This is a genomic window from Streptomonospora halophila, from assembly GCF_039542725.1.
GTDB lineage: Bacteria > Actinomycetota > Actinomycetes > Streptosporangiales > Streptosporangiaceae > Streptomonospora > Streptomonospora halophila.
In genome coordinates this window covers 58,284-82,494 of the sequence record NZ_BAABIK010000017.1, presented here as the reverse complement: position 1 = coordinate 82,494, position 24,211 = coordinate 58,284, and the positions used below count along the sequence as shown (strand labels likewise).

At 73.7% G+C, this 24,211-nt stretch carries 23 protein-coding genes; 14 read left to right on the top strand and 9 right to left on the bottom strand.

The genetic code is table 11. The features are described from left to right. Window positions 1-158: 158 nt before the first annotated feature. The gene (locus ABEA15_RS15570) at window positions 159-998 is read right to left on the bottom strand and encodes a helix-turn-helix transcriptional regulator (RefSeq protein WP_345557186.1); all 840 of its coding nucleotides are present in this window, start codon (window positions 996-998) and stop codon (window positions 159-161) included. Window positions 999-1,234: 236 nt separating this feature from the next. Here ABEA15_RS15570 and ABEA15_RS15565 point away from each other — a divergent pair, with 236 nt between their 5' ends. Continuing rightward, window positions 1,235-2,173, top strand: coding sequence for an SDR family oxidoreductase (locus tag ABEA15_RS15565; RefSeq protein WP_345557185.1), 939 nt, complete (start codon window positions 1,235-1,237; stop codon window positions 2,171-2,173). 125 nt (window positions 2,174-2,298) lie between these two features. Beyond that, window positions 2,299-2,907 (top strand): DUF998 domain-containing protein, encoded by a 609-nt coding sequence (locus ABEA15_RS15560; RefSeq protein ID WP_345557184.1) that lies wholly within the window; start codon window positions 2,299-2,301, stop codon window positions 2,905-2,907. A gap of 132 nt (window positions 2,908-3,039) precedes the next feature. On the opposite strand, the gene ABEA15_RS15555 is transcribed toward ABEA15_RS15560, so the two are convergent. Further along, entirely contained in the window at window positions 3,040-3,981 is a 942-nt protein-coding gene (locus ABEA15_RS15555; RefSeq protein WP_345557183.1) for a hypothetical protein, read from the bottom strand. Beyond that, window positions 3,981-4,598: an RNA polymerase sigma factor gene (locus ABEA15_RS15550; protein ID WP_345557182.1), complete on the bottom strand. Its 618-nt coding sequence runs from the start codon at window positions 4,596-4,598 to the stop codon at window positions 3,981-3,983. Before ABEA15_RS15550 ends, ABEA15_RS15555 begins: the two co-directional genes overlap by 1 nt. Window positions 4,599-5,082: 484 nt before the next feature. Here ABEA15_RS15550 and ABEA15_RS15545 point away from each other — a divergent pair, with 484 nt between their 5' ends. The 3 genes from ABEA15_RS15545 (at window position 5,083) to ABEA15_RS15535 (ending at window position 9,798) form a co-directional block, all read left to right on the top strand. Then, on the top strand, window positions 5,083-6,369 hold the full coding sequence (locus tag ABEA15_RS15545; RefSeq protein WP_345557181.1) for a hypothetical protein: 1,287 nt from the start codon (window positions 5,083-5,085) through the stop codon (window positions 6,367-6,369). 383 nt (window positions 6,370-6,752) lie between these two features. Further along, complete coding sequence (locus ABEA15_RS15540; RefSeq protein ID WP_344146766.1) at window positions 6,753-7,544, top strand: DUF427 domain-containing protein; 792 nt, start codon at window positions 6,753-6,755, stop codon at window positions 7,542-7,544. Between the two features lie 112 nt (window positions 7,545-7,656). After that, complete coding sequence (locus ABEA15_RS15535) at window positions 7,657-9,798, top strand: ATP-dependent DNA helicase (protein WP_345557180.1); 2,142 nt, start codon at window positions 7,657-7,659, stop codon at window positions 9,796-9,798. 51 nt (window positions 9,799-9,849) lie between these two features. Here the strand turns inward: ABEA15_RS15535 and ABEA15_RS15530 are convergent, their stop codons facing one another. From ABEA15_RS15530 to ABEA15_RS15520, 3 genes are all read right to left on the bottom strand, one after another. Beyond that, entirely contained in the window at window positions 9,850-10,374 is a 525-nt protein-coding gene (locus ABEA15_RS15530) for a DUF6315 family protein (RefSeq protein WP_344146772.1), read from the bottom strand. Window positions 10,375-10,522: 148 nt separating this feature from the next. Then, window positions 10,523-11,869: an AI-2E family transporter gene (locus ABEA15_RS15525; protein WP_344146775.1), complete on the bottom strand. Its 1,347-nt coding sequence runs from the start codon at window positions 11,867-11,869 to the stop codon at window positions 10,523-10,525. A gap of 135 nt (window positions 11,870-12,004) precedes the next feature. Beyond that, on the bottom strand, window positions 12,005-12,352 hold the full coding sequence (locus ABEA15_RS15520; protein ID WP_344146778.1) for a hypothetical protein: 348 nt from the start codon (window positions 12,350-12,352) through the stop codon (window positions 12,005-12,007). Window positions 12,353-12,587: 235 nt separating this feature from the next. Between ABEA15_RS15520 and ABEA15_RS15515 the strand changes: the two genes are divergently transcribed. After that, window positions 12,588-14,111: an ATP-binding protein gene (locus tag ABEA15_RS15515; protein ID WP_345557179.1), complete on the top strand. Its 1,524-nt coding sequence runs from the start codon at window positions 12,588-12,590 to the stop codon at window positions 14,109-14,111. Window positions 14,112-14,506: 395 nt separating this feature from the next. After that, the gene (locus tag ABEA15_RS15510) at window positions 14,507-14,878 is read left to right on the top strand and encodes a hypothetical protein (protein ID WP_345557178.1); all 372 of its coding nucleotides are present in this window, start codon (window positions 14,507-14,509) and stop codon (window positions 14,876-14,878) included. A gap of 87 nt (window positions 14,879-14,965) precedes the next feature. Here the strand turns inward: ABEA15_RS15510 and ABEA15_RS15505 are convergent, their stop codons facing one another. Together ABEA15_RS15505 and ABEA15_RS15500 are read right to left on the bottom strand one after the other, a co-directional pair. Then, a complete protein-coding gene (locus ABEA15_RS15505) occupies window positions 14,966-15,298 on the bottom strand; it encodes a winged helix-turn-helix domain-containing protein (RefSeq protein WP_345557177.1) in 333 nt (110 codons plus the stop codon). Further along, window positions 15,291-15,779: a hypothetical protein gene (locus tag ABEA15_RS15500; protein WP_345557176.1), complete on the bottom strand. Its 489-nt coding sequence runs from the start codon at window positions 15,777-15,779 to the stop codon at window positions 15,291-15,293. The genes ABEA15_RS15505 and ABEA15_RS15500 overlap by 8 nt, the downstream gene beginning before the upstream one ends. Window positions 15,780-16,076: 297 nt before the next feature. Between ABEA15_RS15500 and ABEA15_RS15495 the strand changes: the two genes are divergently transcribed. From ABEA15_RS15495 to ABEA15_RS15485, 3 genes are all read left to right on the top strand, one after another. Then, window positions 16,077-16,913, top strand: a complete 837-nt coding sequence (locus ABEA15_RS15495) for an alpha/beta fold hydrolase (protein WP_344146793.1) — start codon at window positions 16,077-16,079, stop codon at window positions 16,911-16,913. Then, window positions 16,906-17,469 (top strand): TetR/AcrR family transcriptional regulator, encoded by a 564-nt coding sequence (locus ABEA15_RS15490; RefSeq protein WP_345557175.1) that lies wholly within the window; start codon window positions 16,906-16,908, stop codon window positions 17,467-17,469. The genes ABEA15_RS15495 and ABEA15_RS15490 overlap by 8 nt, the downstream gene beginning before the upstream one ends. A gap of 220 nt (window positions 17,470-17,689) precedes the next feature. Further along, window positions 17,690-18,040 carry a hypothetical protein gene (locus tag ABEA15_RS15485; protein WP_345557174.1) on the top strand — a complete coding sequence of 117 codons (351 nt, stop codon included), beginning with the start codon at window positions 17,690-17,692 and terminating at the stop codon, window positions 18,038-18,040. A 74-nt stretch (window positions 18,041-18,114) separates the two neighbouring features. On the opposite strand, the gene ABEA15_RS15480 is transcribed toward ABEA15_RS15485, so the two are convergent. Then, complete coding sequence (locus tag ABEA15_RS15480; RefSeq protein ID WP_345557217.1) at window positions 18,115-18,879, bottom strand: glutamate racemase; 765 nt, start codon at window positions 18,877-18,879, stop codon at window positions 18,115-18,117. A 560-nt stretch (window positions 18,880-19,439) separates the two neighbouring features. On the opposite strand from ABEA15_RS15480, the gene ABEA15_RS15475 reads away from it, so the two are divergent. From ABEA15_RS15475 to ABEA15_RS15460, 4 genes are all read left to right on the top strand, one after another. Then, window positions 19,440-20,864 carry an FAD-binding oxidoreductase gene (locus ABEA15_RS15475; protein ID WP_345557173.1) on the top strand — a complete coding sequence of 475 codons (1,425 nt, stop codon included), beginning with the start codon at window positions 19,440-19,442 and terminating at the stop codon, window positions 20,862-20,864. Window positions 20,865-20,916: 52 nt separating this feature from the next. Beyond that, window positions 20,917-22,176 (top strand): class I SAM-dependent methyltransferase, encoded by a 1,260-nt coding sequence (locus ABEA15_RS15470; RefSeq protein ID WP_344146805.1) that lies wholly within the window; start codon window positions 20,917-20,919, stop codon window positions 22,174-22,176. 117 nt (window positions 22,177-22,293) lie between these two features. Continuing rightward, complete coding sequence (locus tag ABEA15_RS15465) at window positions 22,294-22,743, top strand: hypothetical protein (RefSeq protein ID WP_344146808.1); 450 nt, start codon at window positions 22,294-22,296, stop codon at window positions 22,741-22,743. A gap of 328 nt (window positions 22,744-23,071) precedes the next feature. Further along, a complete protein-coding gene (locus tag ABEA15_RS15460) occupies window positions 23,072-24,145 on the top strand; it encodes a methyltransferase domain-containing protein (RefSeq protein ID WP_345557172.1) in 1,074 nt (357 codons plus the stop codon). Window positions 24,146-24,211 lie beyond the last annotated feature (66 nt).

Below are 24,211 nucleotides of genomic sequence, written 5' to 3'. Positions count from 1 at the left end.
CGTTGCGGGGCTTCGCCCCGCGGGTTCGCGTGGCGTCCACTCGATTCTGACGACCTGGTCTTGCGATGCGGCGTGGTCGTCCACGTCGGCAGGGATGATCCTCGCCTTCTCGGCATATCCACCGACCCGGTTCCGTGTGGCCTGTGGGGCGTGGACCCCTAGCGAAGCGGCTGTGTTCCGATGACGGGCAGCAACCGCAACTTTTCGTGGCTCTCACTGCCGGGAACGGCGGTGTAGACGAGCAGCGAATGCGATTGGCCCGGATCGAGCAGCGACTGGCAGGTCAGTTCCAGTGCACCGAGCGCGGGGTGGACGAAGTTCTTCACCTCATGGGGACGGATGCCGACCTCGTGGTCGTTCCACACCCGGCGGAACTCTTCGTTGCGGGCGAGCAGCAGCTCGGCGAGGTGCGCCGCCCGAGAGCCGGGACCCCGCAGCGTGGCTACCTCGCGCAGGCCTGAGGTGAACATGCGGGTGAGGAACGGATGGTCGTCGGGTGCGTAGAGCCGGCGCGTCGCGGGGTCGGTGAACCATCGGTAGCCGATGCTGCGGGCCGGGCCGCTGTAGGCGGTCAGGTCGCCGGTGAGCGCGACGCCGAGCGCGGTCTGCCGCAAAGTCTCGCCGAGTTCGGTGACGATCTCGGCGGGAGTGTCGTGCAGGCGGTCGAAGATGCGCAGCAGGCCGGGGCTGATGTGCTCGCCGACCGTGCCTCGCGTGGGTGGGTTGTGTCCGGCGAGCCGGAACAGGTGGTCGCGCTCATCGAGGGAGAGGTGCAGGCCCTGCGCGATGGAGGCGATCATCTGTTCCGACGGTTGGGGGCCGCGCTCCCGTTCGAGTCGCGAATAGTAGTCGGTGGACATCTGGCAGAGGGAAGCCACTTCCTCCCGCCGTAGCCCGCTTGTCCTGCGGCGTCGTCCGCGTGGAAGGCCGACGTCTTCGGGCTGCAGCGCCTCCCGGCGCCGGCGGAGGAACTCCGCCAGTCCGGTCCGGTCGATCACCCCACGCGCCTCCCTTGCCGCTGCGTCGTTTGTTCCGCGCGTGCGCCGCGCCGTCCACGACTTCTCGACATCCCCTGCCCGACCTCCTCGTTGTAAGCCCACGCTACCGGCGCGGCTGAGAGGGGGATCGGCGATCAGTGGACAGATCGGCCCTGAATCCGCCGGCGGCGAGGTTCGAGCATGGACCTACACGCCGACCCGCGGCGGATCCGCCGCAGAACGTAGGGAAACCGCTCATGGCTCGCCCCATTGACATCGCCGTCCCCGACCTGTCGGGACGACTCGCCGTCGCCACCGGCGCAAGCGACGGGATCGGGTTCGTCATCGCCACCCGCCTCGCCGGGGCGGGCGCCGAGGTGATCATGCCGGTCCGCAACCGCGCCAAGGGCGAGAAGGCCGCCGACCGCATCCGCACCCTCGTCCCGGATGCGCAGATCTCCACCCGCGGCCTCGACCTGTCCTCACTGGACTCGGTGGCCGCTCTCTCGGACACGCTCGTTGGCGAGGGCCGCCCCATCAACATCCTCATCAACAACGCCGGCGTGATGACGCCGCCCAGCCGACAGGTCACCAAGGACGGCTTCGAGCTGCAGTTCGGCACCAACCACCTCGGCCACTTCGCCCTCACCCAGGCGCTGCTGCCGCTGCTGCGGCAGGGCAAGGCCCGGGTAACGCACCAGACGAGCATCGCCGCACGCAGCGGAGCGATCAACTGGGGCGACCTGAACTGGGAGAACAGCTACAACGTCGACAACGCCTACAGCCAGTCCAAGATCGCCGTCGGCCTCTTCGCCCGCGAGCTCGACGCCCGCAGCAGGACGGCCGAGTGGGGCATCACCAGCAACCTCTCCCACCCCGGCGTATCTCCCACGAACCTGCTGTCCGCTCAGCCCGGAATGGGGCGGCACAAGGACACCGGCGCGATCCGCGCGATCCGCGCGTTCTCCCGCATGGGCATCCTCGCCGGCACCGCCGACACCGCAGCGCTGCCCGCTCTGCTGGCCGCGACCGGCCCGGACTCCCAAGGGGGCCGGTTCTTCGGCCCCCGGGGACTGGGCAACCTCCGCGGAGCCCCGGCGCAGCAGGAGCTGTGGGCTCCGCTGCGGAGCAGGGACGACGCCCGCAGGCTCTGGGAGGCCTCCGAGCGGCTGGTCGGCGTACGATTCCCCGTCTGACCTCCCGGCCGATCCAGCACGGGCGCCGGGTCCGCACCACCCGCTCCCCGATCCGCGCCGGCGACCGCACTCCGGTGCGGACCGCGGCGGTGCCGGGGGCGGAATCGGGTTGCTAGCGTCGCACCATGGCGGCGGTGTTGTGGGCGGGTGCGGCGGCGGCCGTGCTGTTCGTCGCCGTCTTCTCGATCGACGGATGGACACGGCCCGGCTACCGGCCGCTGCGCCACCCCGTCAGTGCGCTGGCGCTCGGGCCGCGCGGCCGCGTGCAGGCGGCCAACTTCCTCTGCTGCGGTCTGCTGGTCACCGGGGCGGCCGCCGGCGTGCTCGGCGTCGGCGGAGGCCCGATGCTCGCGGCGGCGATCGCCGTCTTCGGCCTGGCGCTGGCGGTATCGGGAGTCTTCCCCATGGACCCGATGCGCGGATATCCGCCGGGCGCTCCCGAAGGGACGCCGCCGCGGTTCAGCACGCACCACCAGGTGCACGACGCCGCCGGTGCCGCGGTCTTCCTCGCGCTGCCGGCCGCGGCGTTCGCCGCCGCCGTCGTGCTGCCGGGCGCGGTCGTGTCCTGGTACTCGGCGCTGACAGGTGCGGCGGTGCTCGCACTGCTCCTGCTCTTCAGCCGGGCCTGGGAGCTGGACCGGCCGCTGACGGGCCTGATCCAACGGGCGATGATCGTCGTCGGCTGGACGTGGCTGGCGCTGATGCTCGCCTTGTTCGCCGTCCGGGCCGGCTGAGCCCGGCGCACGCGCCCCCTCGGCGCTTCGACGGCCGCGCCCGTCCCCGCCCGTCGCGCGCGACGCGGGCGCCGCACACAGGCAGGACCTGTGCGCGGCGCCCGCTGCCCGCGGACGGCGGCGCCGAGACGGCTACCGCGGTTCCTCACCCACGAAGACCAGCACCTCGCCCGGCGCCCACAGCGACACCTCGTGGACGTAGTACCCGTCGGGGACGTCCTCGGCCTTCTCGGTGCCGCCCGCCCCGGACCCGGCGCCGTCCTGGCCCTCGGGGTCCTGCGAGGGGCGCTCCGCGGCCGTGGCCTCGGCCTCGGCGGCCGCCACCTCCGCCGCCTCGCCGCCGAGGCGGTACTCGGCGACCTCCTGCCCGTTGTCGGCCAGGACCCCCCGGGCCTCGCCGACGGTCATCCCGACCACGTCGACGCCCTCCAGCGCCTCTCCCGGAGCCGTCGCCGCGTTCGTGGTCTGGTACTTCTCGCCCTTCTCCGGCGCGCGGCCGAAGGCGAGCTGGACGGGGTTCGCGTAATCCTTCGGGATGCGCACGCCGACCGGGCAGCCGCCGTCCGGCGTGCACTGCTCCGGCGACTCGATCACCTCGACGTCGCGGTCGTCGGTCCCCTTCCCCGTCATGTTCTGGTCCAGGTAGGTCAGTTTGCCCACCAGCGTCGGCGAGGCCGGGATCAGCTTGAGGTCCACGTCCAGCCCGTGCTCGGCGAACTCCTCGGCATAGCGCTCGGGGTCGGCGGTGGGGTCCTTGACCTCGGCGACGACGAGGCCGTCGTCGACGTCGATCTCCAGGGCCGCCGCCTCCTGCGGGGCCACGGGGTCGGGGGCCGACGTCGGCATCAGCGCCGTCGCCGCGACGCCCCCGGCGGCGAGCACCGCGGCGACGGGCACGGCGACGAGCAGGCGGCGGGCGGTACGTTTCGGTGCCACTGCAGGCTCCTGGTTCTTCTCGGTGATGGTGGCGAGGAGCTCGCGAGCGCCCGGCCGTGCCGGGTCGAGCCCCTCGGACGCGTCCACCCGCGGACGGAGCCGGGCGACCAGCGGGTCCACCCTGTCGCGGTTCCTCATCAGCTCGCTCCTTCCTTGACCGGCCGTTCCAGCGGGCGCGGCCGGTCGGGGACCGCGGCGCCGCCGACCTCCACGCCCGCCTTGCGCAGGGCGCGGGCGAAGCGCCCGCGCGCCCGGTGCAGGCGCACGCGGGCGGTGCCGCGAGTGCAGCCCAGTGCGATCGCGATCTCCGACGGGCTCAGTCCCTCCCATCCGGCGAGGGCGAGCACCTCCCTGTCGGCCTCCGACAGCGAGCGGAAGACCGCGCCGATCTCGCCGAGAGCGGGCTCGGCGGTCTCCGGCCGGGTGACGTGCGCCCGGCTCAGCTCCGAGCGCAGCCGGGCCGCCAGCGCCGTACGGCGCCGGGCTCCGCGGCGGTGGTTGCCCAGAACCTTGCGGGCGACCCCGAAGACCCACGGCCGGGAGCCGCTGCCGCCGGGGACGTCCTCCAGCCGGTTCCACACCGTCATGAAGACCTCCGCGACCAGGTCGGCGGCCGACTCGGGGTCCTCGACCCGCCGGAGCAGGTAGCCGAGCACATCGGCGTAGCACGCGGTGTAGAGCGCCTCGAACCTGGCCTCGCGGCCGGCGGGCGGCGCAGGCGTCTCCGGTGGGCCGTCTGGGCCGTCATAGGGCAACGGGCTCCCTTTCGCCGGGGGTGATTGCGTCCTCGCCCCGTCACATGTCCGGCTCGGCCGCCGCGTTACGGCCCGCGCCGCATCCGCGGCGGCCCGACCGGAACCCGCCGCCCGGTGGCCGCTACCGGCCGGTGGGAACTCCGCAGGGCGCCCGCACGTCCCCACAGCGTGCCGTGCGCACGTTGCGCGGTCGATCGGTGGGTAGCGGGCACGGCGCCCCGGTCCGGACCGGACCCACCGCGGCACTCTGGCGCCGATCGGCGGCAGGCTGGACTACGGGATACCGGGGAGCGGAATGTAGGTTCTAAGGAGCCCCTTTGTACGGCCCCGGAACCCCGCCGGCCCCCCTAAACCCGCCGGCAGGTGTCCGCGGCCGTTGAACCAGCAGAGGACGACCGTGACCCCGAATTCCCCCACCCCCCTCCGAAGAACGGCGGTGCGGCTCCTCGGTGCCGGAGGTGCCGCGGCAGCGGCACTTGTGACGGTGCTCGCACCCGGGCTGCCCGCCGCCGCCGAACAGGCCCCTCCACTCGCGCCCGGAGGCGCCGGCAGGCCCGAGGCCGGCGCGCGCATCGCCTATGTCGACTGGTGCGGCCAGGGGGCGATCGGGGAGGTCGGCACCTCCGGCGGCGCCGGGTCGATCACCAGCGCCCACTGGGGCGCCGACCCCGCCGACGTCGCGACCGACCGGCACTTCCCCGCGGAGCCCGACGACGCCTACAGCTCCGTGGTCTATGACAGCGGGCGGCTCACCGCGGCCGCCGGCGTCACCGGCGTGCGCTTCACCCCCGACTGCCGCCCCGACACGGCCTCCGCCGCGCTTCCCGTGGCCGAGGCGTTCGGCCGCGAGGCCCTCCTGGTGCTCGAATCCGCCACCTCGACCGCGTGGTGGAGCGCCGCGAGCGGGCCCGACGCACGGATCTCCGTGCGGGGACTGAAGATCCTCGGGCAGTCGGCCGACGTCTCCGACGGCGACTACAGCAAGACCTTCACGGCCGAGTCCGGCGACGGCACCATCACCGTCGCTGTCAGCGCCGAACGCGGCGTCAGCCGCCCCGCGGTGCCGGCGACGCCGCCGTCCCAGGACTCCCGGGCGAACCGCGCGGCGGCGTGGCTGTCCGTGCGCTTCGAGGTCGCTCGCATCGACGCCGAGGGCGACCCCGTCAGCGCGTTCGACTACGGCGTGCGGTTCGTCGGCGCGGCCGTGCACGTCCCGGCCGGCGGCGTACCCGCCACCGAACCCCCTCCCGACAGCGCCGCCCCCTCGCCCGAGCCCGGCGGGGCGCCGGCGGCCGACGACGGACCGCCCGCCACCACGGGCTCCGGCGACGGACCGGACGGCCCCTCGCCGAGTGCCGCACCGTCGGGCGGCGCGGAGGCCGCCCCGCGGGCGGACCCCGGCAGCATGGCGGGGTCCGCCACCGGCCCGCCGACCGCCTCGCCCGACCCGACCGGCTCGCCGGGCGGCGACGAGACCGAGGCGCCGACGCAGAGGGACCCCGCTCCCGGCCCCACGGTCGAGCCGCCCACCGCCCCCGGCGACGAGACCTCCGCCGATCCCGGGGCGGGCGCCGACCAGGACGACGCATCGGGCGGTCGGCTGCCGGTCGCCGGCGGAGCGCTGGCCGGCCTGGTGGCTACCGGCCTGGCCGCCCTGGGAGGCGGCGGAACCGCCATCTACCTCGGCCGGGGACGCAAGACCGGATTCGACGGCGACGCCGGCGGCGGCCACCGGACGAGCCGGAAGGGGTCGGGGGACGCCTGGGCCTAGCTGGAGCGTGTCTTCGAACAGGGCAGGGGGCGGGGGCGGCTCCCGCGCCACGTCGAGCGCGCGACGCCCCTGCGCAGGCAGTACGGGTCGGCGGCCCGCCCGCGCTGAGCGGCGGGCCGCGAACCACGACGGAACCGTCCGGCTCGCCCGGGATGCGGCGGCCACCCGTTCGGGGTTTGCCGAGGACCGCCCGAACCGCCCGGACCGCAAACCCTCCGGGGCCCTCCGCCCCCTGCGCCGGCGCCGGTGGGGTCCGGGCCGCGAGGTGCCCGCCGGGAGCCCGGCACCGGCGGAGTCCGGCGGATGACGGCGGGGCGGTACGGGTAGCGGGCGGCGGGTATGACCTGCTGCGCCCACCACTTCGACGGCGAAGGAGGCCGGGGATGTCGCTGACCATGGGCGGAGGGCCGTTCGCGAAGGACGCGCCCGACACCGTGAACTACACGCTCGAATCGCCGCACCACGCACTGCACGCCCACCCCTTCCCCCGGCGGGTGCGCGCCGAGCTGGGCGGTCAGGAGGTGCTCGACTCCGAGCGCGGGGTGCTGCTGCACGAGACGTCGCTGCTGCCGCAGCTGTACGTGCCCGCCGAGGATGTCCGCACCGACGTGCTGACCCCCAGTGACCGCAGCACCCACTGCCCGTACAAGGGCGACGCCTCCTACTGGCACATGCGGGTCGGCGAGCGGGTGGCGGAGAACGCCGTGTGGGCGTACCCCGACCCCGGGCCCGGGGCCGCGTGGCTGCGCGGGCTCGTGGCGATGTACTGGGACGCGGCCGACACCTGGTACGACGAGGACGAGCCGGTGCGCGGCCACCTGCGCGACCCCTACCACCGGGTCGACACCAGGCCCGCCTCGGTGCTGGTGCGGGTGGCCTTCGGCGACGTGGAGATCGCGCGTTCGGCCCGGCCCAAGGTGCTGTCCGAGACCGGGCTGCCCAACCGCTACTACCTGCCGCCCAACGACGTGCGCCGCGATCTGCTCGTCCCCAGCCGCACCCGGACCCTGTGCCCCTACAAGGGGCGGGCGACCTACTGGACGCTGCGGCTCGGGGACCACGAGGTCCCCGACGTGGCCTGGTCCTACTCCACCCCGCTCAAGGACGGCCTCGACGTGCGCGACCACCTGTGCTTCCTGCACGACGAGCTGACCGTCAGCGCCGAGCGGTCCTGAGGGGCCCGGCGGGGCCCCGCTGCCGGAAGCGCCGGGCCCGCCTGCCGGAGGCGCGGGCGGGCCTGGGGAGAACGAGCCCGGCGCGTCACCGGCACGCGGTACTGTCGCACGCGTGGCTGAACTTCCCGACGTCGACACCCTGCTCGACACCGCGGTGCGCGCCCTGGGCGGCACCCGGCGCGAGGGCCAGGCCGTCATGGCCGAGGCCGTCTCCACGGCCGTCGACACCGGCGAGCACCTCGTCGTGCAGGCGGGCACCGGCACCGGGAAGTCGCTGGCCTACCTGGTACCGGCCATCCGCCACGCCATGGCCGAGGACACCACCGTCGTGGTCACCACGGCCACCCTCGCGCTCCAGCGCCAGCTGATCGAGCGCGACCTCCCGCGCCTGTCCGCGGCCCTGGCGCCGCTGCTGAACCGCGAGCCCGTTTTCGCCATCCTCAAGGGCCGCCGCAACTACCTCTGCCGCCACCGCCTGCAGGGCGCGGACGCCGCCGACCCCGAGGACACCGAGCTGTTCGACCCCCGCCAGCTCTCGTCGGTGGGCCGCCAGGTCAAGCGGCTGCACGAGTGGGCCGAGGAGACCGTCACCGGCGACCGCGACGAGCTCGCGCCCGGAGTCAGCGACCTCGCCTGGCGGCAGGTCTCGGTCTCGGCCAACGAGTGCGTCGGCGCCGCCGCCTGCCCCTTCGGCCAGGAGTGCTTCTCCGAGCAGGCCCGCGCCGACGCCGGCGGCGCCGACGTCGTCGTCACCAACCACGCCATGCTGGCCATCTCGACCATGCAGGGCTACCACCTGCTGCCCGAGCACCGCGTGCTCGTGATCGACGAGGCGCACGAGCTGGTCGACCGCGTCACCTCGGTGGCCACCGGCGAGCTGGGCGAGCGGCCGGTCAACACCGCCGCCAAGCGCGCGGGCCGGCTGGTGGAGGCCGGGCTGACCGAGCGCCTCAGCGAGTCCGGCGAGGGCCTGGCGCTGCTGTTCGGCGAGTCCGAGGCGGGCCGGTACGACCACCTGCCCGACGCGCTGGCCGGGGGAGTGGCGGCCGTCCGCGACGCCGCGCACGCCTGCCTGAGCGCCATCCGCAGCGGATCGCCCGAACAGGACCCCGACTACGCCACCCAGCGCAAGCAGGCGCTGGCCGCGCTGGACGAGGTCCACGACTCCGCGGTGCGCATCCTGGAGTCCTTCGAGCCCCCGCTGCGCGAGCGCACCGACGTCGTGTGGCTGGCCAAGGGCCCCAAGCAGTCCCCGACCCTGCACGTCGCGCCGCTGGCCGTGGGCGGGCTGCTGCGCGAGAAGCTGTTCGGCGACCGCACCACCGTCCTGACCTCGGCCACCCTCGCCCTGGGCGGCACGTTCGCTCCGCTCGCCGCCCAATGGGGCCTGGGCCGCGAGTCCACCGGCCGATCCCGGGTCGGCGCCGAGGCCGACGCCGCCGACGCCACCGGGTCCGGCCCCGCCGAAAACGGCGCCGTCACGGGCGGTACCGGCGGCGCCGAAACCGCCGCGGAGACCGGCGGCGAGGCGGCTCCCGACGACGCCGACAACCCCGACAAGACCGCGGGCGAGCCCCGCTGGCGCGGCCTGGACGTCGGCTCACCGTTCGACCACGCGCGCAGCGGCATCCTCTACGTCGCCCGGCACCTGCCCCCTCCCGGCCGCGACGGCCTCGACCCCAGCTACCTGGACGAGATCGCCGGCCTGGTCGAGGCCGCCGGAGGCCGCACGCTGGGCCTGTTCTCCTCGATGCGGGCCGCCGCCCAGGCCGCCGAGGAGCTGCGCGAGCGGGTGGACGTGCGCATCCTGTGCCAGGGCGACGACTCCACGGGCCGCCTCGTCGAGGAGTTCGCCGAGGAGGAGGACTCCTGCCTGTTCGGCACGCTGTCGCTGTGGCAGGGCGTCGACGTCCCCGGCCGCTCACTGCAGCTGGTGATCGTCGACCGCATCCCGTTCCCGAGGCCCGACGACCCCCTGGCCTCGGCGCGCCAGCGGGCCGTGGGCGCCCGCGGCGGCAACGGCTTCATGGCGGTGGCGGCCACCCACGCGGCGCTTTTGCTGGCCCAGGGGACGGGGCGGCTGCTGCGCTCGGCGGCCGACCGCGGCGTCGTCGCCGTGCTCGACCCGCGCCTGGCCACGGCCCGGTACGGCGGGTTCCTGCGCTCGTCGCTCCCGCCCTACTGGGGCACCACCGACCCCGAGGTCGCCCGGGCGGCGCTGCGCAGGCTCGCGGCCGCCCCGGTCGCGGGCTGACGCCGGCCCGCGGGTACCCCGGCGCGCGGTCGGGCGGCCGGCCCCGCCGGTTCAGCGCCGGACACGGTAGCCGAAGAGCCGGACGGCGTAGCCCGGGGTGTCGTCGTCGGCGGGCTGGATGTACCACCGGTCGTCGTTGTCGCCGATCGACAGCTCGTTCCACATCATGTCGATCAGCTTCAGCCTCGCCACGACCGACGCGCTCGGGTCGAGAACGATCGCGTAGGAGAGGTCGGAGAGCCGCTGGGTGACCATGCCCACGGGCTGGCCGTCCCAGATGGCGGGCACCGGGGCGTGGCCGATGTCGACGCCGCACAGCCGCAGCTGCTCGACCTCCTCGTCCAGGGCCTCGGCGGCGAGCGCCTGGTCGAGGTTGAGGGCGTCCTCCAGTTCGTCCCGGTCCTCGTCCTCGCGCATATACGCGTGGTAGGTGCGGTGTCCGCAGGTGCGGCACAGACGCCAGACGACGCACCGGGCGAGCCCGTAGGCCGACTGCGCCTCGCCTATCGCCCGGTAGGTGCTGACCATCCGGCTCGTGCCGCATTCACAGCACAAGGCGGTGAGATCCTGCTTCATCCTTCAGTCCCCCTCCCAGGGCGAGTATGCGATGGGAAACCCTGATTAGGGAACCCGGCGGCTGAAGGAGTTGGGGCAAACTGTCGTCACTAATGACCAAAACCGGTGCGCGCCAGGGATTTTTCCAACGGTGGGAATCCGGTGTGAATCAGCGCTGGGCGGCGTCCTGGTCGCCGTTTCCGGTTCCCGTATCGGCGCGCCGGCGGCCGCGCGCGGCGGTGGCGCGGGCGCCGCCCACCGGGGCCAGCCAGCGGGCGAGCAGCCGCCGGGGGCCCGGCCCGCCCCCGGTGCCGTCGCGACTCCGGCGGGAGTGCGGGGCGCCGCCGACGTGTTCGCTCTCGGCGGCGGGGGCGGCAGGCGCCATCTCGGCATCGGCGTCGGCATCGGCGGCGCCGTTCGCGGCGGGTTCGGTCGAGTTCAGCAGCGGATGCTCGGCGACCTGGTACCGGCGGATGTAGACGCTGAGGAACGCCTGCATGCTGGCGCCGGCGGGCAGCGCGAGCAGCGCGCCGGGAACCCCCAGGATCGCGGCTCCCGCCAGCACCGAGCCGAAGGCCACGGCCGGGTGCATGTCGAGGGTCCGGGCGGTGATGCGCGGCTGCAGCAGGTAGTTCTCGAACTGCTGGTACACGACGACGAAGACGAGCATCCACAGCGCCGGCCAGGTGCCCTGCATCAGCGCGACCAGCACCGGCACCGCGCCGCCGATGTAGGTGCCCACGGTCGGGATGAACTGGGAGAGGACACCCACCCACAGCGCCAGTGCGAACGCGTAGTGGACGTCCAGCACGACCAGAGCCACGTAGTGGGCGAGGGTGGCGACCAGCGCCAGCAGCGCGCGGGAGTAGATGTAGCCGCCGGTCTTGCTGATGGCGATCTCCCACGCGCGCAGCACCTCGCGCTGCGTGCGCGGCGGCAGCACCGAGCAGATCGTGCGGCGGAAGCGGGGGCCGTCGGCGGTCAGGTAGAAGGTGAACAGGGCGATGGTCAGCCCGTTGAACAGCAGCGACAGCAGTGTCGTGCCCGCGCCCCACGCGTTCTCGGCGAGGCTGGAGGCGTACTGGTCGACCAGCCCGGTGGCGTCGGTGATCTCGCTGAGCAGCGTGTCGGGCGCGAACCGGGTGTTGAAGGTGACGTTGACCCAGTTGAGCAGGCCGCGGCTCATCGCGGGCACCTGGTCGATGAACTCCAGCACCTGGCCGACCAGCATCGAGCCCAGTACCGAGAAGAACATCACGGCCACGGTGGCCACGCCCAGCATCACCGCGCCGGTCGCGGGGCCGCGCGGCCAGCGGTGCTTGTTCAGCCAGTTGACCGCCGGCTCCAGCGCGAGCGCGAGGAACAGGGATATCAGCAGCAGCACCAGCAGGCCGCGGAGCTGCAGGAACATCCAGCCCGCCACCGCGAAGGCGATCACCGTCCAGGCGATCAGCATCAGCGCCCGCGGCAGCCACGGCGGCACGCCGTTCTTGTTCGGTGGGGCCGGGGCGGTCATGGGCGCGGGTCGCCTTCCTGCTGCATATCGCCGCAACGCGTGACGCTGTGCGGACGGGGTGCGGCGCCTGGGCACGGTGCCGCGGGCGCCCCGCCGCGCTGCACGGCCGAGCCGGGGCCGGGCATGCGGCCCCGGCTACTCGTCCATCGACAGGCCGCGCTTGTTGCGCGCGGTCCAGTCGCGCATGCGCTGCGGGTAGCCGACGATCTGGACATCGTAGACGGGAGCCGCCAAGTTGCGCGCGACCTTGCGGATGACATCGGTGGAGCCGACGCGGCGGCGGATCCACTCGCCGTCGGTGGCCACGGCGACCGCTGTGGTGCTGGTGGCGAACGTCTCAGGCTCGACGAAGAACTCCACGCCCACTTTGCTGTTGTGGAAGTCGATCAGCGCCCGGACGTCGGAGTCCTCCGCCGCTCGGTCGAAGCGCGCCTTGCCCCGCCGCCTTGCCTTGCGGAGCCCGAACCGGTCTCGCCATCCCATATGTCGCCTGCGCTCCCGTCACTGCCGCCGCGCCGATCGCGGCTGTGTGCAACGTCGCCCCCCGGCACTCCTGACGAGTCTATCCGCCGGAAGGCCCGGCGGATTCCGCGGTTTCGCCACCTCACGGTGATCACGCTGATACGTTCGGTAGCGCCCCTGGTGTTGCGCGGAGGCGACCGCGGGCGCCGCCGGGGATCCGAACCGGCACGGAGGAAGACGCGAGGAGCCTGCACCGATGGCGCTGTGGAGATGGCTGGGCGAGACCGCGCGGGAGCTGCGGGCGGACGGGCGGGCGGAGCTGGCCGAGAGCCTGGTGCGGCTCGCGCAGATGGCCGCCGAGGGCCAGGCGGACGCGGCGGCCGAGGCCGTGCCCGCCGCGGAGCGCATCGCCGCCGGCGATACCGCGCCGAGCTGGGCCGCTGCGCTGGTGGGGCACTGGCCGCTGGCCGCGCGCGTGGGGGACCGGGCCGAGGGGGAGTCGGTCCTGCCCGCGGCGCTCGCGCGCCTGCGCGCCTCCCACGCGAGTAGCGGAGGCGCCGCCGGATGCGGCCCCGCGGCCTGCGCGGCCGAACTCGTGCTGGAGTGCTACACCAACATCGACGGCCCCGGCCACGTCGTCGACCGCGCCACCCTGGTGGCCGAGAGCCTCGGCCACACCCGGCCCGGCGAGCCCGCGTGGGAGGCGCTGGTGCTGGCCCAGGCCGACATGCTGATCGACGACGAGCGCCCCGACGAGGCGATCCGCGAGCTGGACACGCGGGCCGCAGCGGCCCGCGCGGACGGAAGCGGCGTCAGCCTGGGCTACGCCTTCGGCTACGTGCGCGCTCTGCGCCACCTCGACCGCTTCGACGAGGCGCTGTCGGCACTGGAGCGGGTGGAGGCCGGCATGACCGCCGCCTGGCCCGGCGGCGCCGCCCGTGCGGCGGCGCGCCGCCGCACGGGCGTGGAGCGCGCCCGCGTGCTCGCGTGGCTCGTCCGCGTCGGCCGGCGCCCGCCGGAGGAGGCCCGCGCGGCGCTGCCGGAGCTGCGCGAGGCCGACGCCCACCCGCGGATGCGGCCCGGCTGGGCCGAGGCCGCCGAGCATCTGGTGGCCGCCGGGGCGCTGGACAACGACTGGCGCCTGGGCACGACGCTGACGTCGTGGACCCGCTACTTCGAGCGGGTGGGGTCCCATCGGCTGTGCCTGCGTGTGGGCCTGGTCGCCGCCCGGCTGGCCGTCGCGCGCGGAGCGCGGTGGACGGCCGACTGCACCCTGCGGCGGGCCGAGCGGTCCCTGCAGCGGGTGCGCCGCGAGGCCGAGGAGTTCGGCGACCTGGAGGAGATCCGCGCCGAGGCCGCCCGCCGCGGCCCCCGCGAGGCGCCCGTCGCCGCTGAAGAGGTGCTGCCGATGCTGCGCGGGCAGTCGCCGGAGGACGTCGACCCCGAGCACCAGGCCGACCTCGTACGCACGGCGCTGGCGGAGCGCCCCGGCGACGCGTCGCTGCTGAACGCCCTGGGCCAGGTGGGCCGGACGCTGGCGTTGAGCGACGCAGCGGCCGAGCTGCACTGGCCACGCGTGCGAGCGGTCCCCGGCGACCAGAAGGCCGCGCTCTCGCTGATGGAGACCCTTCTGGCCGACCGGGACACGGCCGGCCTGCGCGCCCTGGTGCGCCTGCTCACCGACGCCGCCGTGCCCCCTTCCGCCCCGACCGGCGCGGCCACCGCCGCGCCCGCCCACCGGACGGTCGCGGCCGACCCAACTCCGGCTCCGGCGGGCTGAGGCCGGACTCGGCGCAGGCGACGAACCAGGGCTGCCCGAGCTCGACCGTCCAGGTCGACAAGCGCGCTCCCCGCGCCCGCCGGAATGCCGTCGCCGACGGTGTGTGCTTCCCGCGCGTGCGCGGAGGCGGTGGTCACCGATCCGCCCGATGACCTGCGCATCAGTGCTGTCGGACGGGGTTCGGCGGTGGGGGCCTGTGTCAGGCGCCCACCGCCGGCAGGAGACGTTCAAAAGGTTCCCGTGCAGGTTGAGGCGCTGCTGGACAGGGCGCCGCCGAGAACATTCACTTGGAGTGACACGGTACCTACATGACGGGGTCGAGTGGGCGTTTGCGCGTCTCGGGGCGGTCCTGCTGCGCGTCCCCCCACTGGTTCCGGACAGCCGGGGAGGGGCGTATGACCATGGAGTCCGTGGCCGATGCGAAGGCGGTTCTCCGACGCTGGGCTCACGACAGCCTCCGTGATGAGCAGGCCGCCGACCAGGCGGCATCCGTGCTCGACATGATGCTTGCGTCTTTTGCGCAGATGACGGGCGTCGAGACGTCGCGGCTCGAAGAGCGGGTCAGAAGGTTCACCGTCACGTCGGGTACGGGTGAGTCCAGGTCCGTGAAGCTCAACCATGGTCCGATCCCGATTCCGCACGAGTGCCACATCACGATCGAGCTCTGCTGGCCGTTCCCGGACCAGCAGGGAAACATCTACTGCCTGGAGATCGAGCTTCCGTGGCCATGCCCGGACGACAGCATCTCCATCCCGCCGATCTTCTGAGGCCGTCGACCCCGGCGACCACGCAGGCGGGGGCGGGGCCGGTTCGTCGCCGTGTCTGCGGCGAGGCGGGGCGGCTCTCCGGCCGGGCTACTCCCGGGTTTCCGGTCGGTGCCGTGCCCCGCTCTCCTCCGCGTCGGCGGCGATGCGCTGGAGGGCGGCGACGTGGGCGGACAACGCCTCCCGGCCCGCCCGGGTGAGGTTGAGCCACGTGCGCGGGCGCTTGCCGACGTAGCCCTTCTCCGTCTCCACGTAGCCCAGCTTGCCCAGCGTGCCGACCTGCTTGGACAGTGCCGAGTCGGACAACCGGACGGAGTCGCGCACGTAGCCGAACTCCGCCCAGCGCGCGGACGCCAGCACCGAGACGATCGACAGCCGCGTCGGATCCAGCAGTGCCTGGTCCAGCTCGCCGCGATCAGCCACGGCGCACCGCCCGCGGTCCGTGCGCCGCGCGGCGGAGCAGGCGGTGCCAGAGCGGCATCGTCGCGACGACGGCCGCACTTCCGATGGTGGCCGGGTACGGCACGTCCCAGGTCCGCAGCAGCACCGATGCCACCGCGACCAGGGCGATCAGCGCGAGGAACACGACCAGCCGCAGCGCCCTGGCGCGCGCCGGCATCCCGACCGGCCGGGGATCGGGCGAGCGCCGGTACCCCATCGCCGAGCCGAGCCGCTTCGAGCGCGGCAGGTAGGTCAGCAGCAGCGCAGCCGCGGCGAGCACGTAGAGCAGCGATGTGCCCAGGTCCGGTCGCAGGTCCGAGGCGACGCCGACGCCGATGGCCAGCGCACCGACGACCCACAGCGTCCACTTCGGGTGCGCGTCCGGGCCCGCCGCCTGCTGCCGGCGTTCGGTGACCTCCTGCAGGGCTTCGGCCGCTTCCTCGGGCGACGGTTGCGATCCCATCTCCACCACTCCTCACGATTCTCCGCCGGGACGGCGAGCGCCGCCCACACCGGCGTTTGCCGCAGCGTCATGTACTTGCCTACGAAGAAAGTACTCGGCATTTTCCTCTGAGGCAAGTACATGCCCGAAAGCAAGTGAAGCGGGTCGGCGGTGGGGGTGGGGGTGGATCGAAGCGAGTGGGGTGCGTATCCCCTGGTGAAGAGGGGGTGCACCGTTCGGTCGCCGGCGGTGTTGACAGCGTTGGTTAATTGGATTAGCTTGTAGCTAACGATATTAGCCAACTTTGGAGGGCGCACCATGACCGAGTACCTCGCCGTCGACGGCGGCACCATCGCTTACGAGGTGGCGGGGTCCGGCCCGCTGGTCGTCCTCGCGCACGGCATGGGCGACAGCCGTGCCGCCTACCACGCCGTGGTCCCGCCGCTGGTGGCGGCGGGCTACCGGGTCGCCGCGGTCGACCTGCGCGGCTGCGGAGAGTCCAGCGCCGACTGGCCGGCCTGGAGCCGCACCGACATCGCCGGCGACCTGCTCGCCGTGGTGCGCCACCTGGGCGGACCGGCCGTGCTCGTCGGCCACTCGGTCTCCGGCGGCGCCGCCACCATCGCCGCGGCGAAGGAGCCCTCACTGGTCACCGCGGTCGTCGAGCTGGCGCCCTTCACCCGCAAGCAGTCGATCCGCCTCGGCGACCTGCGGGTGAAGCGCTTCCGGCAGGGCATGCTGCGGCTGCTCGGCACGGCCCTGTTCGGCAGCGTGCCGCTGTGGCGCTCCTACCTCGACGTGGCCTACCCCGGTGTGAAGCCGCCCGGCTGGTCCGAGCGGATCGACCGCATCGACGCCCAGCTGCGCGAGCCGGGCCGAATGAAGGCGATGCAGGGCATGGGCCGCAGCGCCCCGACCGACGCCGGCGCGCAGCTCGGCGGCGTCCGCTGCCCCGTCCTGGTCGTCATGGGCACCCTCGACCCCGACTGGGCCGACCCGCACGCCGAGGGCGCGGCGGTCGTCGACGACCTGCCGTCCGGCCTCGGCCGCCTGGAGATGATCGAGGGCGCGGGACACTATCCGCACGACCAGTTCCCCGAGCAGGTGGTGTCGCTCCTGCTCTCCTTCCTGCGATCGGACGCCGCCCGTGCCTAGGGCCGGCCTGGCCCCGGCGACCGTCGTCGCGGCCGGTGCCGCCCTCGCCGACGACGTCGGCCTGGCCAACCTGACGATGGGTCTGCTGGCGGAGCGGGTGGGCGTGCGTACCCCGTCCCTGTACAAGCACGTGGACGGCCAGGAGGACCTCAACCGGCGCATCGCGGCCGTGGCGCTGGGCGAGGCGGCCGACGCCGTCGGCCGCGCGGTTCAGGGGTACGCGGGCCGCGACGCCCTGGCGGCCGCGGCGCGCGCCTTCCGCGCCTTCGTCGTGGAGCACCCCGGCCGGTACGCCGCGACGATCGGCGTGGAACCCTCCGGCCCGGACGACCCGCTCGCCGTCGAGAGCCGGCGGCTGCTCGACGCGTTCACGTCGGTCCTGCGCGGCTACCGGATCGACGAATCCGACGCGGACCACGCTTTGCGCATGCTCCGCAGCCTCTGCCACGGCTTCGCGGCATTGCAGGCGGCCAACGGCTTCCAGTGGAGCGCCGACGTCGACGAGAGCTTCGAGTGGCTGATCGCCTTCGCCGACCGCGGCCTGCGCACTCTGTGAGGGGCCCGCCGACGGCGCCGCCCGCCACGGCACACCGGCCGGGACGCCCGGCCGGGACGCCGGAGCCGCGCCGGGACCGGGACGGCATCCGTTGCGTCGTGTGGCCGGCCCCGCCGTGGCGAGGAGGCGGCGGCGCTGCGCCCGACCGCACCGTGCGAGGGCGGTCGCGTAGGCCTGCGTACTCAGGAACGATCGGCCGGCGGCTGCGAGCATGCCTCCCATGCAGAACGAGCGTGACGAAACGCAGGACGCGCGTGCCGGAGGCGACGACTACGACCCGAAATGGTTCGTGCCGCCCCTCATCGGTACCGTGCTCGCCCTCCTCACCGGACCCGTCGTTTTCCTCTTTCTCGTGCTCGGACACCTGGAGGTCCAGCTCTGTTCGAGCTCCTGCGGGCGCCCGACGGCGCTCTGGTACTTCGCCGTGTTCTGGGCCGCGACTGCCCTGGTGACGGCGACCGGCGTGTGGTTCGGACCCCATAGCCGCGGATGGCGGGGGCTCCGGACAGGAGGAGTGGTGGCCATGGAGGCCATGGCGGTGATGTCGATCGTGGTGGTGTTCGGGAGCTGATGCTGCGGTTGCGACCGTCCGCATCCCCGCACCGTGGTTCTGCGGCCGCCCCGTCCTGACGACGCGGGCTCCGGTTACGGCTGGGGTACGCGGGCCAGGGCGGCGCCTGAAGGGTAGGCGCGTGCGGCCGCGGGGAGCCGGGTCGGGCGCCCGCTGGCCAGGACGGTGACGCCGCCGGTCAGCGGAAGTTCAGGGGACGCCGGGATGCCGAGGCGGCGCAGGGTCTGGGCGGCCACGGCGCCGGCGGCGGTGAACATCTCGGCCCGGCCGCCCAGCGCCTCGGAGATGCGCTCCTCGACGAGGTCGTAGTGGGTGCAGCCCAGCACGACAGCGGTGGTCTGCGGCGGGGTTCGCTCGGCCGCGTGGGCGATCGCCGCGTCGATCGCCTCGGGGGCGGCCGACTCGATCGCCTCGGCGAGTCCCGGGCAGGGCACCGGCACGACCTCCACGCCCTGGCCGAACTCCTCGATGAGCCTCTGCTGGTAGCGGCTGCGGGAGGTCGCCACCGTCGACCATACGGCCACCGGCCCTCCGCGCGCCGCGGCGGGTTTGATCGGCGGGACGGTGCCGATGACGGGGATCCGCGGTTCGAAGGCCTCGCGCAGCGACGCCAGGCCGTGTACCGACGCCGTGTTGCACGGCACGACGATCGCGTCCGGCGGCTCGGCGCCCGCCTCTCCCGGGCCCCCGGCGCCCAGCGCAGCCCGGGCACCGGCGAGGACCCGCCCCACGATCGCCTCCGGGGCGCGGGCGCCCCAGGGCATGTGGTCGGGATCCATGGAGAGGACGAGATCGGCGTCGGGCCGGGCCGCGCGCACGGCGGCAGCGGTCGACAGCATGCCGATCCCGGAGTCGACGAAGGCGATGCGCACGTTGGCCGATCCTACGCTGCCCGGCGAGCACGCGCCCGCGCTGGACCCGGCGGTGCCCCCGTGCCTCGCGCGCTGCCCACCTCATGCCCCCATGCCCCCATGCCGCGTGCCCAGCCGCGCCCGCGCCGCCCGCGCGCCCTCACCGCGTCCGCCGCCCGCTCCCGCACGCCCGCGCAGTCCCCCCGTGCCCGTCCGTCCGCGTGTCGGGGCCCGCGGCACGGCTCGCGTCCGCTTGGCTGGTTCGGCGGGGACACGGCTCGGCGGCCGCATTCGGCCGCCCCGGCTCGGGTGAGGCATCGCCCGGCGGGCAGCGGGGAACAAGAGGTGCAGCGCGTGTGACCGGGTGCGGCTGCGGGGGGCTGCGCGCCTGGCGGGGATTCCCAGGTGTGCGGGTTGCACTGGTCACAGGCCCCATTGGGCTACCGGCCGGTAGGAGGGGAATAGGGTGTTCCACGGCCTGCCGCCATCGCCGGCGGTACGGCACGACGGCAGCGGCGCGGCGACGCGCCGAGCGGGTTGAGAAGCGGGTGAGAGCGATTCGTCAGTCATCGCAGCGGGACTTCGCCGACCACGTCGAGGCAGTGCAGCGGCTCCAGCGCGACTACGCGCGCCTGCCCGAGGACGCCCCGGTCCGGCTGGCCAAGCCCACGTCGAACCTGTTCCGGTTCCGCGACGACACCGACGCCGCGCGCCTGGACGTCTCCGCGTTCGACTCCGTGCTGGCCGTGGACCCCGTCGAGCGGGTAGCCGAGGTCGGCGGCATGACCACCTACGAGGACCTGGTCGCGGCGACCCTCCCGCACGGGCTGATGCCGCTGGTCGTGCCGCAGCTGCGCACCATCACCCTCGGCGGCGCGGTCACCGGCCTGGGCATCGAGGCCTCCTCATTCCGCAACGGCCTTCCGCACGAGTCGGTCGAGGAGATCGAGATCCTCACCGGCTCCGGCGACGTCGTCACCGCCCGCCGCGACAACGAGCACAGCGAGCTGTTCTACGGCTTCCCCAACTCCTACGGCACGCTGGGCTACAGTCTGCGGCTGCGCATCGAGCTGGAGCCGGTCAAGCCGTACGTTCACCTGCGGCACCTGCGCTTCAGCGGCGCGAAGGAGGCGATGGAGGCCTTCTCGCGGATCTGCGCCGACGCCGAGCACGCGGGGGAGCGGGTCGACTTCGTCGACGGGGTCGCCTTCGGCCCCGGTGAGCTGTACCTGACCGTGGCGTCCTTCGTCGACCACGCGCCCTGGACCAGCGACTACACCGGCACCGACATCTACTACCGGTCCATCCCGCGCTTCGCCGGCCCCGGCCCCGGCGACTACCTCACGGTCCACGACTACCTGTGGCGCTGGGACACCGACTGGTTCTGGTGCTCGGGCGCGTTCGGGCTGGGCAGCCCCGCCGTGCGCCGGCTTTGGCCGCGCTCGCTGAAGCGCTCGGACGTGTACCGCAGGCTGGTGGCGCTGGACCGGCGCACCGACTTCAGCCGGCTGCTCAACCGCTACCGCGGCCGTCCGCAGCAGGAGCCGGTCATCCAGGACATCGAGGTCGGCGTCGAGCGCGGCGCCGAGTTCCTCGACTTCTTCCACGCCGAGATCGGCATGTCCCCGGTGTGGATGTGCCCGCTCCGGCTGCGCGAGACCGCGCCGCCGGCAGCGGGACGCTCGCATGTGTGGCCGCTGTACCCGCTGGAGCGGGAGCGGCTCTACGTCAACTTCGGGTTCTGGGGCATGGTCCCCATGCGCCCTGGGCAGCGGCGCGCCCATCACAACCGGGCGGTCGAGGAGGAGGTCTCCCGATTGGGCGGCCACAAGTCGCTGTACTCGGACGCGTTCTACTCCGAGGACGAGTTCTGGGGGTTGTACAACGGCGAGGGGTACCGGGGCCTCAAGCGGGCCTACGACCCCGACGAGCGTCTCCTCGACCTCTACGCCAAGTGCGTCGGTAACAAGTGAGGCGCCGGCCCACGGCGCGGTGTGGGCTGACGCGGGTGAGAAGGGAACAATCATGCGGCTAGCGGAGATCTTCGAACGCGTCGTCGGCAAGGACGCGCCTGTTCGCTTCCGCGCCTATGACGGCAGCACGGCCGGCGACCCCGAGAGCGACACGACACTGGTCGTGCGCAATCCGGCGGCGCTGAACTACCTTGCCCAGTCGCCGGGGGCGATGGGGCTCACACGGGCCTACGTGGCCGGCCACATCGACCTTGAGGGCGACATGTACACCGCCCTGGACCGGATGGCCGGCGTCGCCTTCAACGACGGCATGCGGATTCCGCCGGGGGAGATGGCGCGGATCGTGCGCGGCATCGGCTGGGTGAAATTCGTCAACCGCATCCCGCCGCCGCCGCAGGAGATGCGCCGCGGGCGGCTGTCCTGGCTGGGCACCCGGCACGCGAAGGACCGCGACGCCGAGGTGATCCACCACCACTACGACGTCTCCAACGCCTTCTACGAGCTGGTGCTGGGTCCGTCGATGACCTACACGTGCGCGGTCTTCGGCAGCGGCGACGCGTCGCTGGAGCAGGCCCAGTACGACAAGCACGACCTCGTGGCGCGCAAGCTCGGCCTGGAGGAGGGCATGCGGCTGCTCGACGTCGGCTGCGGGTGGGGCGGCATGGTGATGCACGCCGCCCGCGAGTACGGCGTCAAGGCGCTGGGCGTGACGCTGTCGAAGGAGCAGGCCGAGTGGGCGAGCAAGCGCATCGCCCAGGAGGGCCTGACGGATCTGGCCGAGGTCAGGCACATGGACTACCGCGACGTGCCCGACGGGATCTACGACCGGATCAGCTCCATCGGCCTGACCGAGCACATCGGCAAGAAGAACCTGCCGGACTACTTCGCCGGGCTCAACGACAAGCTCAAGCCGGGCGGGCGGCTGCTCAACCACTGCATCACCCGCCCGCGCAACGACCTTCCGGCGATGAAGCCCGGCGGCGTGATCAACCGCTACGTCTTCCCGGACGGGGAGCTGGAGGGCCCGGCCGAGATCCAGATGCGGATGAACGACGCCGGCTTCGAGATCCGCCACCAGGAGAACCTGCGCGAGCACTACGCGCTGACGCTGCGGCACTGGGCCGACAACCTGGACCGCAACTGGGACGCAGCGGTCCGCGAGGTCGGTGAGGGCACGGCCCGCGTGTGGCGGCTGTACATGAACGGCTGCATCCTCGGCTTCGAGCGCAACGTCGTCCAGCTGCACCAGATCCTCGGCGTCAAGCTCGACGGCACCGCCGCGCACATGCCGCTGCGGCCGCGCTTCGAGTAGCCGCGGCACCGGCCGGCGGCCGGGTCCCCCCGCTGACGCGGGGCCGGGCCCGGCCGCGGCGGCGCGCGGAGCCGGGCTGATGCCCATCCAAGGCACGGGTGCGGGCATCATGGGAGTATGCCTGGCACAGACGACACGGACCGCACGAAGCAGCTCGCTATCACGCTGGTCGACGCCTACGTCCGCAAGGACCGCGACCTGTTGGACAGCACCCTGGCCGACATCGGCGACGACACCGACACCACCGTTTCCGAGCTCAAGGTCTTCGGCTCCTTCCTCTCCCGGCGCGTGCAGGAGACCGGCGTGGTCTGGAAGCCGGCCGACTCGCGCGAGGCCGTCGCCTCGACCGTCGCCGACATGCTCCCTCCCGAGGTCGAGTTCGCCGTGATCACGGTGTGGGAGGCCTACTCGGTGGGCGAAGAGGAGGCGGCCGAACGCTTCACCAACGGCGATCCCGCCATCTACCTGCACATGCTCGCCGCGTTCTCGGCGGCCATCGGGCAGGCCGTCTACAAGCCCGCGGAGCTGATCTCGACGCTGCGCATCGCCACGGGGGGCGCGGACTAGCTCGAGCGTCCGCCGGCCGCGGCGGCGCCGCGGCCGGCGACCCCCGCCGTGGTCCGCCCGCCGCACAGCCCGACGGGATCGCCGGGCCGCCGGACCTGGGCGTGTCCACTCCCGGTCACATCCGGTGACCGCGGGTGATGTCCGGGTTAGCGTGGCGGCGACCGGCCACGCCGAAGGGAGCCGCCATGGCACGCCACGAAGGACCTCCGCAGCCCGCGCCGAAGCCCCCGCCGCCTCCTCCGCCGCCGAGCCCGGACGGCGACGCCCCTCCCGGGCGGCACCAGAAGTGACTCCCGAGCTGGAGCAGCTGCTCCTCGAATCGGGCCGCATGAGCCCCGCGTGGCGCGGCACCTTCCGCGCCGTGCCACGCGCGGCCTTCCTCCCCGACATCATCTGGCCCTTCACCGGGGACGGGGAGACGAGTGCGCCCGTCGACCGACGCGCCACGCCCGAGACGTGGCTGAGGTGGGCCGAGGAGAACCTGCCTATCACCGTTCAGCACGATGACGGCGCCTCCACCGGCCCCGGCGTCTACACCTCAAGCTCCTCCACGCCCAGCATCGTCGCCTCCATGCTGCGCGACCTCGACGCCCGCCCCGGCATGAGCGTGCTGGAGGTCGGCACCGGGACCGGGTGGAACGCGGCCCTGCTCTGCGAGCGCCTCGGGGCGCAGGCGGTCACCACCGTCGAAATCGATCCCGCGCTCGCCGACCGGGCCCGCGGACGCCTGAGCGAGGCGGGGTACCGTCCCGCGGTGGTGGTCGGCGACGGGCTGGACGGCCACGGGCCGGGCGCACTCTACGACCGCATCATCGCCACCGCGGGGGTCCGCACCGTGCCCATGGCGTGGCTCGCTCAGTGCCGCCCCGGCGGGGTGATCGTGGCGCCGTGGGGTACGCACTACAGTCCCCAGGACGCGATCGTCCGGCTGGTGGTCGCCGCCGACGGCTCCTGCGCGGCCGGGCGCTTCACCGGTCCGGCGGAGTTCATGAAGGTCCGCTCCCAGCGGCTCGCCTGGCCGGTCCACGAGGAGTACGTCCTGGACCGGCCCGGCACCGTGTCCCACTCCGAAGCCGACTTGGGCGACGTCTTCGACGGCGGCTACGGCGGCACCGGCATGCTCCTCGGCCTGTTCGTGGACGACTGCACCCATACTGTGCACGACGGCACGGCGTGGCTGTACGGGTTGGGCGACCGCTCCTGGGCCGCAGCCACGGCCGAAGGCGCGGGGGTCCGCGTGCACCAGAGCGGTCCGCGCCGGCTGTGGGACGAGGTCGAGGCGGCCTACCGGTGGTGGCGCGACCAGGGGCGCCCCGACGTGGAGCGGTTCGGGTTGACCGTCACTGCTGCGGGCCGCGAGGTGTGGTTGGACGGTCCGGGGGCGGTAGTGAACGTGCGCTGAGGCGTGGCGTGTGCGCAACGCCGCGGCAGGCGGCCTCCGGGCCTTCGGGGAGATCAGGGGCCGCGG

Excerpts from the sequence above, each read along its gene's own strand:
- ABEA15_RS15565 (WP_345557185.1), top strand. The coding sequence starts at position 1,235 with ATGGCTCGCCCCATTGACATCGCCGTCCCCGACCTGTCGGGACGACTC.
- ABEA15_RS15560 (WP_345557184.1), top strand. The coding sequence starts at position 2,299 with ATGGCGGCGGTGTTGTGGGCGGGTGCGGCGGCGGCCGTGCTGTTCGTC.
- ABEA15_RS15555 (WP_345557183.1), bottom strand. The coding sequence starts at position 3,981 with ATGAGGAACCGCGACAGGGTGGACCCGCTGGTCGCCCGGCTCCGTCCG.
- ABEA15_RS15540 (WP_344146766.1), top strand. The coding sequence starts at position 6,753 with ATGTCGCTGACCATGGGCGGAGGGCCGTTCGCGAAGGACGCGCCCGAC.
- ABEA15_RS15530 (WP_344146772.1), bottom strand. The coding sequence starts at position 10,374 with ATGAAGCAGGATCTCACCGCCTTGTGCTGTGAATGCGGCACGAGCCGG.
- ABEA15_RS15525 (WP_344146775.1), bottom strand. The coding sequence starts at position 11,869 with ATGACCGCCCCGGCCCCACCGAACAAGAACGGCGTGCCGCCGTGGCTG.
- ABEA15_RS15520 (WP_344146778.1), bottom strand. The coding sequence starts at position 12,352 with ATGGGATGGCGAGACCGGTTCGGGCTCCGCAAGGCAAGGCGGCGGGGC.
- ABEA15_RS15515 (WP_345557179.1), top strand. The coding sequence starts at position 12,588 with ATGGCGCTGTGGAGATGGCTGGGCGAGACCGCGCGGGAGCTGCGGGCG.
- ABEA15_RS15510 (WP_345557178.1), top strand. The coding sequence starts at position 14,507 with ATGACCATGGAGTCCGTGGCCGATGCGAAGGCGGTTCTCCGACGCTGG.
- ABEA15_RS15500 (WP_345557176.1), bottom strand. The coding sequence starts at position 15,779 with ATGGGATCGCAACCGTCGCCCGAGGAAGCGGCCGAAGCCCTGCAGGAG.
- ABEA15_RS15495 (WP_344146793.1), top strand. The coding sequence starts at position 16,077 with ATGACCGAGTACCTCGCCGTCGACGGCGGCACCATCGCTTACGAGGTG.
- ABEA15_RS15485 (WP_345557174.1), top strand. The coding sequence starts at position 17,690 with ATGCAGAACGAGCGTGACGAAACGCAGGACGCGCGTGCCGGAGGCGAC.
- ABEA15_RS15480 (WP_345557217.1), bottom strand. The coding sequence starts at position 18,879 with ATGCTGTCGACCGCTGCCGCCGTGCGCGCGGCCCGGCCCGACGCCGAT.
- ABEA15_RS15470 (WP_344146805.1), top strand. The coding sequence starts at position 20,917 with ATGCGGCTAGCGGAGATCTTCGAACGCGTCGTCGGCAAGGACGCGCCT.
- ABEA15_RS15465 (WP_344146808.1), top strand. The coding sequence starts at position 22,294 with ATGCCTGGCACAGACGACACGGACCGCACGAAGCAGCTCGCTATCACG.
- ABEA15_RS15460 (WP_345557172.1), top strand. The coding sequence starts at position 23,072 with ATGAGCCCCGCGTGGCGCGGCACCTTCCGCGCCGTGCCACGCGCGGCC.